Here is a 13,382-nt window from a genome sequence, read left to right as displayed (position 1 = left end):
GATCCATCGGAAGCCCTTGGGGCTCCTTGGGCCGTACGCGAGACGGCCCGCCGGAGGCAGCACCCCGGGCGGGCCGTCGCGGTCACGGGCGCCTGGCGGGCCGTGCCGGTCACGGACGCCCGCCGGGGCGCCCCGCGCTCACGTGCCGAAGTAGGCGTCGTGGATCGTCACCGTCGACGTGTTCCCCTTCCTGTCGCTCACCTCGGCGCGCAGCGACACGCTCTTGCCCGCCGCCGGAGTCCCGTACGTGAACGTGCCGTTCCTCACGGCGACCTCGGTCCACTTCTTGCCGTCGCCCGACACGTACACGGCCAGCGACTTGAGGTTCTTGCCTGCGGCCGCCCCCTGCACGGTGACGCGGACGGTGCCCTTCGTGCCGGCCGGGGCCGTGCTGTCGAGGCCCAGGAACGGGGCGCCGAAGCGGACCGTGGAGACCGGGAGTTCCGTGTCGTTCGCGGTCTTCTTCGACGTGAAGGTCCAGCTCGCGTCGATCCGGGAGGAGGCCGTGGCCAGCTCGGCCGCCCGGGAGAGGGACGTCGTCAGACGGTAGCGGGCGAGGTCCGCCGGGACCGTGAACCGGCCCGACCCGTCCAGCGCGTCCTCGCCCGAGGCGAACTTCTTCCCGTCGCGGTACAGGGTCGTCGTGACCTTCTCGTAGAAGGACGCCCCGTCATGCCCCTGCCCGTCGGCGAACATCGGCAGCAGGCCGTACAGGTGGTTCCCGTCACGCCGGATGCCGTAGAACCCGGTGATCCGCGGGCCGAAGACACCGACGTTGAAGGTCTGGGCGTACGTCTTGCCCGCCTTGTAGGTCCGGCTGTCGCCGGCCGTGTAGTAGGCGTCCAGGATCGGGAAGCCCTGTTCGTCCTCCGCGCCGTACTGCTCGAAGTCGAGGCTCCACCTCACCCCGTCGGTGGCGGACAGATACAGCGTGCGCCTGCCGGGCAGCGGCTGCGGTACGGCCACGGCGGGTGAGCCGGGGCTGCCGGGAAGCCAGGCCCAGGGGATGACGGCGCCCTGCTTGCCCGCGGCGGAGGAGCCGAGGCCGGTCTTCACCGTGGCCAGGTCGCCCTTCTTCCAGCGCTTGGTGAAGCCGGTGGCGAGCCTGTCGACCTTGCCACCGGTGGCGACGGCGTACTGGGCGCTGTCGCCCTTGGTCCACTGGCCCGCCCAGTTCTGGCTGAGCCGGCCGCCGGTGAGCCGCGGACCGAGGTGCGCGGTACGGAACCCTTCGTAGGTGTCGAGCAGCCAGCCGAAGGTGTACCCGCTGCCTCCTGCCCGCAGGGTGAAGTCCGGTGCGGCGAAGGCCGGTTCGGCGGCCGGGTCGGGCACGGTGAGGTCCACGGGTTTCGTCTTGCGGGCGTCCAGGGTGAGGGAGGTCTTCCGGTCGACGGTCAGCGTCGGCCGGGACAGCCAGGCCGTTCCCTTGCTGTGGTCCCGCGGGTCCACGACGATCCCGGCGTTGAGGATGTAGGTCCCCTCCGGCACCCGCAGCTCGACCGTGCCGTCCTTGTCGTACGGCGTGAACCACGCGCCCTCGGCGAGCCCGGAGACACCGGTCAGGTCGAGCATGTGGTGGACGGCCGGCTCGCCCTCCCGGCCGACCATCCTGAGCGTGACGTCGTACGCCTCCGCCTCGCGCCGCACCGCCGCCGCCGTGCGTACGCTCCGGCCGCCGCCGACGGCGGTGACGTACGCGGAGTAGGCGCCGTCGAGGCCGCCACCGAGCCTGGTGTCGACGATCACCTTCACCGTGGCCTTGCCGCTGGCGGGAACGGTGACCTTCTTGGCGCCGAGCTTGAAGAACCCGGCCGGGGCGGGCTTGCCCTTCGGGTTGGTGCCGGTCACCGAGAGGCCGAGGGTGACGGCCTTGGAACCGAGGTTCTTGTAGGTGAGTTTCCTGGTCACCGGCTTGTCGTCGGTGTGCGGCCACTCCTGGACGCCGAAGTCGACCGAGACCGGGGCGGCGACGACGGTCTGCTTGACCGCCTTGTCGACCCGGATGCGCCCCGAGCCCTGCTCGAAGGGCGTGTACTTGGCGCCCTTGGCCGACGCGACGAGGGCCGCCTTCAGTTCGCGGTACGTCCACTTCGGGTGCTGCTGCTTGAGGAGGGCGGCGGCGCCCGCGACGTGCGGGGTCGCCATCGACGTACCGGAGATGGTCAGGTAGCCCTTGGGCTTCTGTCCGACCTCCCGCTCGATGACGCTGCCCGGGGCCGCGGCGGCGGTGACTGCGACGCCGGGCGCGGTCACGTCGGGCTTGATCTGGCCGTCCAGGCCGGGGCCGCGGCTGGAGAACGAGGCGAGCCTGTCCTTGTCGTCGACCGCCCCGACGGTGAGCGCGGCGGCCGCGCTGCCCGGCGAGCCGACCGTCTGCCCGCCCCCCTCGCCCTCGTTGCCGGCGGCGACCGCGAAGAGGATGCCCTTCTCGGCGGAGAGCTTGTTGATCTCCGCCTCCATCGGGTCGGCCTCGGGGGTGTCGCCGCCGCCCAGGCTGAGGTTGACCACGTCGGCGCCCTGCTCGGCGGCCCACTCCATGCCGGCGATGATGCCGGAGTCGTCGCCGTATCCCTCGTCGCTCAGCACCTTGCCGTTGAGCAGTTCGGCGCCGGGCGCGACCCCCTTGAACCTGCCCTTGGACCGGGCCCCCGTGCCCGCCGCGATGGAGGCGACGTGCGTGCCGTGGCCGTACTTGTCCGTGGTGTCGGGCGAGGTGGAGAAGTTCTTGGCGGCAGCCACCTGGCCCTTGAGGTCCGGGTGGGTCGCGTCGATACCCGTGTCCAGTACGGCGATGGTGACGCCCTTGCCGTCGAGGCCGGCCTTCCAGGCCTTCGGGGCGCCGATCTGCTGGACGGACGTGTCGAGGCTGACCTCGCGAACGCCGTCCAGCCAGAGGTTCGCGACCCCGGTGGCGGTGGTGCCGTCGGCGTCGGTGAGCGCCTTCCACAGCGCGGCGGCGTCGTCCCGGGGGGTGAACACCGCGTCGGCGTTCAGGGTCCGCAGGGTGCGGCGGACCCGGGTGTCGCCCGCGTCCCGTACGTCGGCCCGGGCTCCGGCGGCGGTCCCCGAGTAGCCGACGATCAGCTTCAGGCCCTGCTTCTGGGAGGTGCGGGTCACCGAACGGTTCAGCTCGGTGACGTCGAAGAGCCGCTGGTCGACCCTCCCGGTGGAGATGAGCCGGGCCGCGTCGGCCGGCAGCACATAGGTGTGGCCGTCGACCTCGCGCAGCTGGACCGGGACGCCCGCGCGGCCCTTCGCCCGCTCCAGGCCGAGCACGCGGCCCTCGGCGTCGACGAGGACCCGGTCGCCCGTGACGAGGGTGATGCGGTGACTCGCCCTGAGACCGGCGCCGCTCCCTCCCCTGAGGTCGTCGAGGTTCTTGAGGCCCTTGATGCCTGTGAGGCCCTTGATGCCTGTGAGGCCCTTGATGCCCTTGATGCCCGTGAGGTCCGCCACGGTCGTGCCGGTCGTGCCTGTCACGTCGGTCACGTCGGTCATGCCGGTTGCGTCGGTCATGCCCGTCGGGCGCTCGGATATCGCGGACGCCGGGCCGGTCGTTCCCGCCGCCAGCGCCACGGCCGACGCCATGGCGATCGTGGCCGTGCACGCGCGCTTCACATGTCTGCGCAAGTCTCCCCCTTGGTCCGACAGGGGGAGCTTCCGCACACATACGCGTCAATTCCCCCCGGTCTACGCAGTATGACCGGGGGTCAACTCGCGCCACACGCCTCGCGGCTGGGCGCAAAGCGGCGAACCCGGGGCCACGCGCAAGCCGCACGCGCCCCGGACTCCACGCCGACGCGCCCCACACCCTGGGCGCTCGACGCCGCGGGCACCTCACGCCCCGGCGTTCTCCTTCACCGTGATGCGCCCCTTGCGGATCGTCGCGACCCGGGGGGCCTTCTTCGCCAGCGCCGAGTCATGGGTGACCATGATGAAAGTGAGCCCGTGCTCCTTCCACAGCGTCTCCAGGACCTCCATGATCTCGTCACGCGTGGACTCGTCGAGGTTGCCGGTGGGCTCGTCCGCGAGCAGTACCTTCGGCCGCTTCACCAACGCGCGGGCGATCGCGACGCGCTGCTGCTGACCACCCGACAGCTCGGCCGGCAGATGCCCCAGCCGATCCCCCAGCCCGACCGACTCCAGCGCCTCGGCGGCCCGCTCGCGCCGCTCCTTCGTCTTCACCTTGAGCGGCACGAGAGCCGTCTCGACGTTCTCCTGCGCGGTCAGCGTCGGAATCAGGTTGAAGCTCTGGAACACGAACCCGATGTTCTCGCTCCGCACCTTCGTGAGCCTGCCCTCCGACAGCCTCGCCAGATCGGTGCCGTCCAGCTCGATGCTCCCGTCGGACGGCTTGTCCAACCCCCCGAGCATCTGGAGCAACGTGGACTTCCCACCCCCGGTGGGCCCCTGGATGACCAGCCGATCCCCATCCGCGACGGTGAGATCGACCCCGTCGAGTGCGGTGACGGTGTCCTTGCCGCGCGCGTAGCGCTTGGTGACACCGGTGAGTACGTACATGTGCAACTCCTGTGAGGTGTGAGGGGGTTGACGGGGTGATCCGCCTGGACCGGCCTGCCTACTCCACGCGCCGCAACGCGTCCGCCGGCCTCAGCCGCGAGGCACGCCACCCACCGAACGCCCCCGCGATCAGCCCACCTGCCACGGCCAGCCCCACCGCGAGGGCGATCGTGCTGACGCTGACAGGCGCCGTGAGAGCCACTTCCAGCGCGTTCGAAGCGGCCTGCTGCCCACCACCGGGGCCGCCTCCACCGGGGAAGCCACCCCCGCCGGGCCCGCCGAAGCCACCACCCGTCGCCCCGACCTCCGCCTGCAGCGTCGGACTGATCGCCGTCACGACGTACGCCCCACCGAGCCCCAGCGCGATACCGAGCGCACCGCCCACCAGCCCGTTGACGACGGCCTCGCCGACCACCTGCCGGGTCACCCGCCCCGACTTCCACCCCAGCGCCTTGAGCGTGCCGAACTCCCGTACCCGCCGGGACACGGCCGAGGAGGTGAGCAGCCCGGCCACCAGGAACGCGGCGATGAGCACGGCGATGGACAGCCACTTGCCGACGTTGGAGGCGAGGCCGGAGGCGGTGGACAGGGACCCGGAGACCGTCTTGGCGAGGTCGGCGGAGGTGGTGACGGTCGTCCCGTCGATGTTCTTCTGGATGGCCGCCTTGACGCTGTCGATCCGCTGCGAGTCGCTCGCCTTGACGTAGATCGTGGTGACCTTGTCCTTGGAGTCGCTCAGCGTCTGCGCCTGCTTCAGCGGCATGTAGAGGTTGGCCGCCGCGTCCCCGCTGTCGGGCGTCGCGATCCCGATGACCTCGTACTTGACGCTGTTGATCGTGACGCTGTCCCCGACCTTCAGCTCCTTCTCCTTGGCGTACGACGTGTCCGCGACCACGACCTTCGCGTTCGTCTCGGACGTCGTGAACGTGCGACCGCTGGTGATCTTCGAGGAGGTCAGGGGGCCCAGGGCGGGCTCGGTCACGTCCATGCCGTACACCGAGTAGTTGTCGACGTCGAACTCGGCGCCGCCGCCCTCCACCCGCCCCTCGGGCTGCCCGGTGCCGCCGTTCTGGCCGCCGGGACCGCCCTGCTGCCCGCCCCCGGCGCCCTCGTCCTGCTGGAACCGACCGGACCGGAACTGCCCGTCCACCTTGATGACTTGGAGGCTGAGACCGCCGACGGCCCCGGAGACGCCCTCCTGCTCGGCGACCTCGGTGACGGTCGAGCTCGCGAGGGTCTGGAAGCCCTGGACCCGGACGAGGTCGCTGCTCTGCTCCGCGTCGGAGTCGTCGTCCTGGGCGTCGAACTCGAACCGGGGCCGTTCGCCGCCGTTCTCGCCGGGCGCGGCGGCGGCCTTGGTGACGGTCATGTCCGTGCCCAGGCCGTACAGGGATTCGAGCACGGTGGCCTGTGCCTTCTCCATGCCCGACGACACGGAACTGACCACGATCACCAGCGCGATGCCCAGGGCGAGGCCGGAGGCGACGACGAGTGCCGCTTTTCTGCGGCGGCGCAGTTCGCGCCTCAGGTAGGTGAAGAACATGTGCGGCAAGCTAGGGACGCCGCGTGATGATGGGATAAGCCCTCGATAAGAGCCTGATGAGAACCCTGTGCGCACCCCCGGAAACACCGATGCCGCCCCTGAGGGCGGCATCGGTTTGTCCCATCTGGCGGCGGATCAGACCGCGGAGCCGGCCTTCCAGTCGGCCCAGCTCAGGTTCCAGCCGTTGAGGCCGTTGTCCGGGGCGACGGTCTTGTCACCGGTGTTCCGGATGTCCACGACGTCACCGACGATCGAGTTGTTGTAGAACCAGGCGCCCTCGGTGTCGGGGTCGTTGGCACCCTTGGTGTCGTTCAGGCCGACACAGCCGTGGCTGGTGTTGACGTTGCCGAAGACCGAGTCGGCGCCCCAGTAGTTGCCGTGGATGAACGTCCCGGAGGTGGTGAGGCGGATGGCGTGCGGCACGTCCTTGATGTCGTACTCGCCCTTGCCGTCGTCGTCGGTGAAGCCCACGGTCGCGCCGTTCATGCGCGTCTCCTTGAACTTCTCCGACATCACCATGACGCCCTTGTACGTCTTGTTCTCGGGCGAACCGGCGGAGATCGGGATGGTCTTGACGACCTTGCCGTCCTGCGTGACCTTCATCGTCTTGGTCTTGGCGTCGACGATCGAGACCTGGTTGCGGCCGATCTTGAAGGTCACCGTCTTCTGCTGCACACCGTAGACACCCTCGGCGCCCTCGACCCCGTCGAGCGCGAGCTTCAGGGTGACGGTGGAGCCGCCCTGCCAGTAGTCCTCGGGGCGGAAGTCGAGGCGGTTGGCGTTGAACCAGTGCCCGACGACCTCCTGGCCGGAGCTGCTGGAGACGGTGATCCCCTTCTGGACGGCGGACTTGTTGGTGATCGCCTTGTCGAAGTTGATCGAGACCGGCATACCGACGCCGACGGTGGAGCCGTCCTCGGGCGTGAAGTTGCCGATGAAGCTGTTGGCGGGCGAGACCGTGGTGAACGAGGCGTTCTCGTGGGCCTCGCGGCCGTCGGAGTCCTTGGCGGCGGCGGCGATCTTGTAGCCGGTGGACCGCTCCAGCTGCACGGTGGGCGACCAGCTCTTCTTGTCGGCGGATATCTCGCCGTCGACAGCGGTGCCCTCGGCCGTGGTCATGGTCACCTCCGTGAGCGTGCCCTTGCTCACCGTGACCTTGGCCGAGTTGTTGATGGAGGCGTTGTCCGAGCCGTCCTTCGGCGTGATCTTGATCTCGGCCTCGGAGGTCTTCTTGGCCGCCGCCTCGTCGGCCTTGGCCTGCGAGGAGTCCCCGCCGTCGTTCCCGGACGCGTTGTCGCCGTCGCCTCCGCTGCACGCAGAGAGCACCAGCACCCCGCCGAGCAGTGCGGACGCGACCGACAGGCCCCTGCGCCGCTTACTGTTCGTCATCACACGCTTCTCCATCGTTGCCGAATCCCCAAAACCCCGAAGATCCCCGTAAGCACTTAAACACCACTACGGCGCTGGGCCGTTCCGCTCGCGCGGATATGTGGGATACGCCACTCCACCCGCATCGGATCGTCGGCGACCCGGCGGTGCACAAGTGACTGGTGCGACTCATGAGACGTAAGAACCCCGGGCGGCGGTTGCCGCCCGGGGCCATCAATCTCCCGAGCCGCTCAGCCGAGTCAGTCTTCTTCGTCCTCCCGATCATCATCCTCGCCGAGACCCCATTCCGGCGAATCGGGGTCGTAGTCCACGCCCTCGCTGCTCCAGGAGGCCTGGGCGAGTTCGACTCCCGGGACCTCCCCGACCAGGTCGAACGGGTCGATCAGGTAGGCGAGGGCCTCCGCCGTGTCCTCCGTCACCGCGCTCTCGGCGTGTACCCGCTCATCGGCAGGCATATCGGAGTCGGCGGCGATCCGCCGCAAAGCGGCCCCGGTGATGGCCTCCACGTCCTCGACTTCCACCACCAATTCGACGCGAAGCCGGACAAACTGTGATGTCTCAGTTGTACTCATGCTCCGGAGCGTACGGCTCACAGGTCACGCGACTTTCCCACGACCCGCGCCTTTCATTAGCATCGCTCCCTACGGCCAATTCGCCAGCACCACAAGGGGATCGATATTCCGTGTCCGTCGCACGTCGCGCGTCGTCCACCGCCCGCCGGTCGCTGCTGACCGCCACCGCCGCGGGCACCCTCCTGGGCGCCCTCTGGTTCGTGCCGTCGGCCAACGCGACGCAGGAAGAGCCCGCCGTACGGCAGCAGACGACGACCACGACGGCCGACACGGACGCGACCACCGGCGACAACCGCGAACTCGCCGACACCGGCAGCCCCAACACCACGCCCTACCTCGTCGGCGGCACCGCGATGCTCGGCCTCGGCGCGGGTTTCGTCGCGTACTCGATCCGCCGAGAACGCGAGGCGTACGGCCCGTTGGGCGGCGCGTAGTCGCCCGTTCCCCGCGCCCCTGCTCTTCAGGGGCGGGGGAAACCGCGCGAGCAGAGTCAGGCGAGCGGCCCGGTGACGGACTCCGCCGCGGCCACCAACCGCCCGTCCCGAACGAACGCGTCGGCCAACGCCAGATCCGGCGCGAGAAACCGATCAGGCCCGGGCCCCTCGACGCCGGCCTCACGCACAGCGGACACCACCGCCCGCGTGGCCGGCGCGGCCACCAGCCCCTCCCGCAGCTCGACGCCACGCGTACCGGCGTACAACTCGACGGCCAGCACCCGCGTGAGGTTGTCCACCGCGGTCCGCAGCTTCCGCGCCGCCGCCCACCCCATCGACACATGGTCCTCCTGCATCGCGGAGGACGGAATCGAGTCGGCCGAGGCCGGTACGGCGAGCCGCTTCAGCTCACTCACGAGTGCCGCCTGCGTGTACTGCGCGATCATCAGCCCGGAGTCGACTCCGGGGTCGTCCGCGAGGAACGGCGGCAGTCCGTGCGACCGGTTCTTGTCGAGCAGCCGGTCCGTCCGCCGCTCCGCGATCGACGCGAGGTCCGCCACCGCGATCGCCAGGAAGTCGAGGACGTAGGCGACCGGCGCCCCGTGGAAGTTGCCGTTGGACTCGACCCGCCCGTCCGCCAGGACGACCGGGTTGTCGACCGCCGCCGCCAGCTCCCGCTCGGCGACGAGCCGCGCGTGCGCGACGGTGTCGCGCCCCGCCCCGGCGACCTGCGGAGCACACCGCACCGAGTACGCGTCCTGCACGCGCGGCGCGTCGTCCTGGTGGTGCCCGGTGAGCCCCGACCCCTTCAGCACGGCGAGCATGTTGGCCGCGGAGGCCGCCTGCCCGGGATGCGGGCGGATGGCGTGCAGCTCGGGCGCGAGGACCTTGTCGGTGCCGAGCAGGGCCTCCAGGGAGATCGCGGCGGTGATGTCGGCCGACGTGTACAGCCGCTCCAGGTCGGCCAGCGCCATGACCAGCATGCCGAGCATGCCGTCGGTGCCGTTGAGGAGGGCCAGCCCCTCCTTCTCGCGCAGCTCGACCGGGGCGATGCCGTGCTCGGCGAGCAGCTCACCGGCGGGCCGTACGACCCCGTCCGGGCCCTCGGCGTCGCCCTCGCCCATCAGCGTGAGCGCACAGTGGGACAGCGGCGCCAGGTCGCCGGAGCAGCCGAGGGAGCCGTACTCGTGGACGACGGGGGTGATCCCGGCGTTGAGGACGTCGGCCATGGTCTGCGCGACCTCGGGCCGTACGCCGGTGCGGCCGGAGCAGACGGTCTTCAGCCGCAGGAACATCAGCGCGCGGACGACCTCGCGCTCCACCCTCGGCCCCATGCCGGCCGCGTGCGAGCGGACGATGTTGCGCTGGAGCCGGGCCCGCAGCTCCTGGCTGATGTGCCGGGTCGCGAGGGCGCCGAAGCCGGTGGAGACCCCGTAGACGGGCTCCGGCTTGGCCGCCAGCGCGTCCACGATCTCGCGGGCCGCGGCGAGGGCGGCCACCGCCTCGTGGGAGAGCTCGATCCGGGCGCCGGCGCGCGCCACGGCGAGGACGTCGGCCGCGGTGACCCCGGACGTCCCGAGCACCACCCTGTCCACAGAGTGCATATCCATATTCAGGATCGTAGGGACTGAATCGCCGAATGTCACGACCGAAGGAGGGAGGGGCTCCTTACTTCGCCGCACGCCCGCCGCACGCCCGCCGCACACCCGCCGTGCACCCTCCGCCCGCACGCCGCACGCACGCCGCCAGCGGCCGGCCGCCGTATCCGCCGACCCGGCTATCCGCGTAGATCAGAAACTGATCGGAGAACGATCGGGAATTCATCAGAGATTGATCAGAATCCGCAGGTCAGCGCCTTTCCGGCACGCGCACGCGAGTAGGGTCGACGTACCGGACGACGCGGGGCCGCGCTCCTTTCCGGGCCGCCCTTCGCCCCTGCCCCTTCCGGCCCACGGCCCACTCCCCCCTTGGCCGTGGGCAGCCCAGGACCGCGCGCCGACTCGACCCGCCGCGCGGCCCGCCCTAGGACCGGCGCCCTCGAATGCGGCGCCGGTCCCCCGGGTGCTCGGGATCGACCGGCGCGGGCGGCCGGTCGGCGAGACTGACCACCGGGTCCTCCGCGCCCTCGCCCTCCCGGCCCGCGACGACCGGCTCGACGGAACCGGCGGCCTTGGCCCGGTACTGCGCCGCGTCGGCCAGCCGGAAGAGCCGCCGGGCCGAGCGCAGCGGCCCGATCGGATCCCCGGTGGACGCGACCCCGCACGCGACCCCGTCGCCCGGCTCCAGCTCCCGCGCCCGCACGCAGAGGTCCCCGGAGACCCGCACCACGTCGTCCGCCGACGGCCCCACCGCGAGCAGACAGAACTCGTCCCCGCCGAGCCGCGCGACCAGCACCCCGGGCAGCTCGGCCGCGCAGCGCGACAGCACGGAGCCGAATCTCTCCAGCAGCTGATCCCCCATCGCGTGCCCGTGGGAGTCGTTGACCTTCTTCAGGCCGTTGAGGTCACAGACGACGAGGCTGATCACCGTGCCGTCACGCCGGTGCGCCTCCATCGCCTCGTCGAGCCGGAGGTCGACCGCGCGCCGGTTGCCGAGCCCGGTGAGGGGGTCGGTGAAGGCGAGCCGCCGGGCCTCCTCCAGCCGCTCGGACTGCGCGAGCCCGGCCGCCACGACCGAGGCGAGCACGGTCGCGAACGCGGCGTCGTCGCGGTGGAAGACGGGCTCCCCTGCGGGCCGGGCCACGTACAGCTCGCCCCACGCCCGGCCGTTCATCACGACGGGCGCCACCACGCAGCAGCCCCGCCCGCGCCGGCGCAGCGCGGCGACGCGCTGATGGCAGTAGCCGCCGGGCCGCCGCCCGGCGACCGGCCCGGCCGCCGTCTCCACCCAGGCGTTGGGCTCACCGCCCTCGAGCCACCGCTCGTGCAGGAACTCCGCGATCTCCGGGAACTCGTGCACCGGATACGTCTCGTCCTCGGGGAACTCCTCCTCGTCCACCGCCCGGTTCCCCACGTTCACGAGCACCCGCAGCAACCCTCGCTCCCGCTCCCACACGGACAGCGCGGCGAAGCTGCCCGACAGGGCCCGGCACGACCCGTCCGCAGCGGCCCACCACGTCTCCCGCGACGTACGCGCCCCAGCCATCCCCCGCGCCAACGCCACCACGGCCCTCAGCCGCCTGTCCTCTCCCATCTCCCCAGGCTAGGGAGCTTTGATCCGATTTGAGACGTTAGTGGGGCGAACAGGGGTACGGGGGCGCCGGTGGCGGGCAGTCGGCTCCACGGGAAGGGGTGCCCCGCCCTCCCCGCGCCCCGCCGGTCGGCGTCCCCGGCGAACCCCGTGGCCCGTGCCCCGTGGCTCACTCCCCCGGCCAGTCGGGCTTCCGCTTCTCGTTGAAGGCGGCCACGCCCTCCGCCCGGTCGCCCGAGAACGCTACCGAGCGCCACGCCGCGTCCTCGACCTCCAGACCGGCCCGCAGGTCGAGCCCCTGCCCCAGCCGCAGCGCTCGCTTGGCGGCGCGCAGCCCGACGGGCGAGTTCGCGGCGATGCGCGCGGCCAGGGCCAGGGCCTCCTCGCGGTCCCGCCCCTCCTCCACCAACGCGTCCACGAGCCCCGACTCCCGCGCCTCCTCGGCCTCCAGCCGCCGCGCCGTGAAGATCAGCTCGGCGGCCCGCGCGGCCCCCACCCGACGCGGCAGCAACTGCGTGCCCCCGCCGCCCGGGATCACCCCCACCGACACCTCGGGCAGCCCCACCACCGCCGTACGGTCGGCCACGATCAGGTCGCAGGAGAGGGCGAGCTCGAAGCCGCCGCCCAGCGCGAAGCCGTGCACGGCGGCGATCGTGGGCATCGGAAGCTCCAGGACGCCGGTGTACGCCGCCCGCGCGACGGGCCGCTGCCGCACCAGATCGGCGTCGCTGAAGGAGTTCCGCTCCTTCAGGTCCGCGCCCACACAGAACGCCCGCTCGTGCGTCGACGTCACCACGACCACGCGCACGTCCCGATCGGCGGCCAGCGCCGCGCACGCCGCCGCGACGGAACGGGCCATGTCGGTCGACACGGCGTTCATGGCCTTGGGCCGGTCGAGCGCGAGCTCGGCGACGTACCCATGCCGCCGCACCCCGACGAACTCCCCGAACCGCCGCTCCCCTTCTCCCTCCATCCCTACCGCCCGCTCCCCTGCAGCGCCGTCACCCATGAATCCCTCCCGGTTAACGCGGGTTAACTACCGTCGCCCCGATCATCGCAGCCGACCCCGCCGGACGAAAGCCCGAGCGAAGCCCAGCCGCCCGGTGGGCGGGTTCGCGGGTCAGCGGCGCGGAGGGGCGCTCGCGAGGGCCTTGGTGGCGACACCGTCGGACCGGCCCACGCAGGGGGATGCCTTTGACGGCACCGTCACCCGCGGGCCCGACCCCCACCCCGACGAGAGCCCCGCGGACCGCGCCCGTTGACAGGTCCCGGCGACCTTTTCCCCGTACGAGTGACATCCGGACCTTCTCCAGCCACACCGCCCACCCCGGCACATACTCTGCGCTCCGCCAGGGCGCACCGGGGGACACGGGCGCGCAGGGGAGGGAAGAACCATGACGACGAACACGGCCACCCGGCCGACGCCGACCACACCACGGGCGCCGCAGCGACCGCCGACACCACCACGACCGCCTACGGCACGGCCGACTTCCACACCGGCGTGGACGCCGACGGCATCGTCGAGATCTCCGCTGGCATCGGCGTCCACGGCGCCGGCGGGGTCGTCTGCGCCCTGGAGGCCGTCGGTGGCCCCGGGGCCGTCGGCGATGCCCCTCTCGCCCGTCGCATCCGGGGCATCGGCGGATCCCGCGGACCGGGTCGGGGCCGCCCCCGACCACTCCGCTCCCCGGCCGCGAGGGCGGCACCGGCGGCCCCGACCCCGGAAGTTTCTGT

Annotated in this window: 9 protein-coding genes; 1 reads left to right on the top strand and 8 read right to left on the bottom strand. The window is 71.6% G+C overall.

All coding sequences use genetic code 11. The features are described 5' to 3' along the window. Positions 1 to 138: 138 nt before the first annotated feature. The 5 genes from OG272_RS31390 to OG272_RS31370 form a co-directional block, all read right to left on the bottom strand. A complete protein-coding gene (locus tag OG272_RS31390) occupies positions 139 to 3,630 on the bottom strand; it encodes a S8 family serine peptidase (protein ID WP_328506226.1) in 3,492 nt (1,163 codons plus the stop codon). Between the two features lie 207 nt (positions 3,631 to 3,837). Continuing rightward, entirely contained in the window at positions 3,838 to 4,521 is a 684-nt protein-coding gene (locus tag OG272_RS31385) for an ABC transporter ATP-binding protein (protein WP_326578190.1), read from the bottom strand. 58 nt (positions 4,522 to 4,579) lie between these two features. Continuing rightward, positions 4,580 to 6,064, bottom strand: coding sequence for an ABC transporter permease (locus OG272_RS31380; protein WP_328506227.1), 1,485 nt, complete (start codon positions 6,062 to 6,064; stop codon positions 4,580 to 4,582). A 135-nt stretch (positions 6,065 to 6,199) separates the two neighbouring features. Then, complete coding sequence (locus tag OG272_RS31375; RefSeq protein ID WP_326578194.1) at positions 6,200 to 7,468, bottom strand: Ig-like domain-containing protein; 1,269 nt, start codon at positions 7,466 to 7,468, stop codon at positions 6,200 to 6,202. 224 nt (positions 7,469 to 7,692) lie between these two features. Beyond that, positions 7,693 to 8,025, bottom strand: coding sequence for a hypothetical protein (locus tag OG272_RS31370; RefSeq protein ID WP_326578196.1), 333 nt, complete (start codon positions 8,023 to 8,025; stop codon positions 7,693 to 7,695). A gap of 110 nt (positions 8,026 to 8,135) precedes the next feature. Between OG272_RS31370 and OG272_RS31365 the strand changes: the two genes are divergently transcribed. Beyond that, on the top strand, positions 8,136 to 8,459 hold the full coding sequence (locus OG272_RS31365) for an LPXTG cell wall anchor domain-containing protein (RefSeq protein ID WP_326578198.1): 324 nt from the start codon (positions 8,136 to 8,138) through the stop codon (positions 8,457 to 8,459). Positions 8,460 to 8,515: 56 nt separating this feature from the next. Here the strand turns inward: OG272_RS31365 and hutH are convergent, their stop codons facing one another. The 3 genes from hutH to OG272_RS31350 all read right to left on the bottom strand — a co-directional run bounded on the left by hutH (position 8,516) and on the right by OG272_RS31350 (position 12,657). Beyond that, positions 8,516 to 10,054: a histidine ammonia-lyase gene (gene hutH, locus OG272_RS31360; RefSeq protein WP_405896097.1), complete on the bottom strand. Its 1,539-nt coding sequence runs from the start codon at positions 10,052 to 10,054 to the stop codon at positions 8,516 to 8,518. Between the two features lie 427 nt (positions 10,055 to 10,481). After that, complete coding sequence (locus OG272_RS31355; protein ID WP_326578200.1) at positions 10,482 to 11,651, bottom strand: sensor domain-containing diguanylate cyclase; 1,170 nt, start codon at positions 11,649 to 11,651, stop codon at positions 10,482 to 10,484. 166 nt (positions 11,652 to 11,817) lie between these two features. Beyond that, entirely contained in the window at positions 11,818 to 12,657 is an 840-nt protein-coding gene (locus OG272_RS31350) for an enoyl-CoA hydratase-related protein (RefSeq protein ID WP_326578202.1), read from the bottom strand. Between the last annotated feature and the right edge of the window lie 725 nt (positions 12,658 to 13,382).

The organism is Streptomyces sp. NBC_00104 (genome assembly GCF_045160825.1).
Taxonomy (GTDB): Bacteria; Actinomycetota; Actinomycetes; order Streptomycetales; family Streptomycetaceae; genus Streptomyces.
This window is presented reverse-complemented; position numbering and strand designations above follow the sequence as displayed.

Bases quoted from the DNA above. Each gene is read 5' to 3' on its own strand.
- OG272_RS31385 (WP_326578190.1), bottom strand. From the start codon at position 4,521: ATGTACGTACTCACCGGTGTCACCAAGCGCTACGCGCGCGGCAAGGAC.
- OG272_RS31380 (WP_328506227.1), bottom strand. From the start codon at position 6,064: ATGTTCTTCACCTACCTGAGGCGCGAACTGCGCCGCCGCAGAAAAGCG.
- OG272_RS31375 (WP_326578194.1), bottom strand. From the start codon at position 7,468: ATGGAGAAGCGTGTGATGACGAACAGTAAGCGGCGCAGGGGCCTGTCG.
- OG272_RS31370 (WP_326578196.1), bottom strand. From the start codon at position 8,025: ATGAGTACAACTGAGACATCACAGTTTGTCCGGCTTCGCGTCGAATTG.
- OG272_RS31355 (WP_326578200.1), bottom strand. From the start codon at position 11,651: ATGGGAGAGGACAGGCGGCTGAGGGCCGTGGTGGCGTTGGCGCGGGGG.
- OG272_RS31350 (WP_326578202.1), bottom strand. From the start codon at position 12,657: ATGGGTGACGGCGCTGCAGGGGAGCGGGCGGTAGGGATGGAGGGAGAA.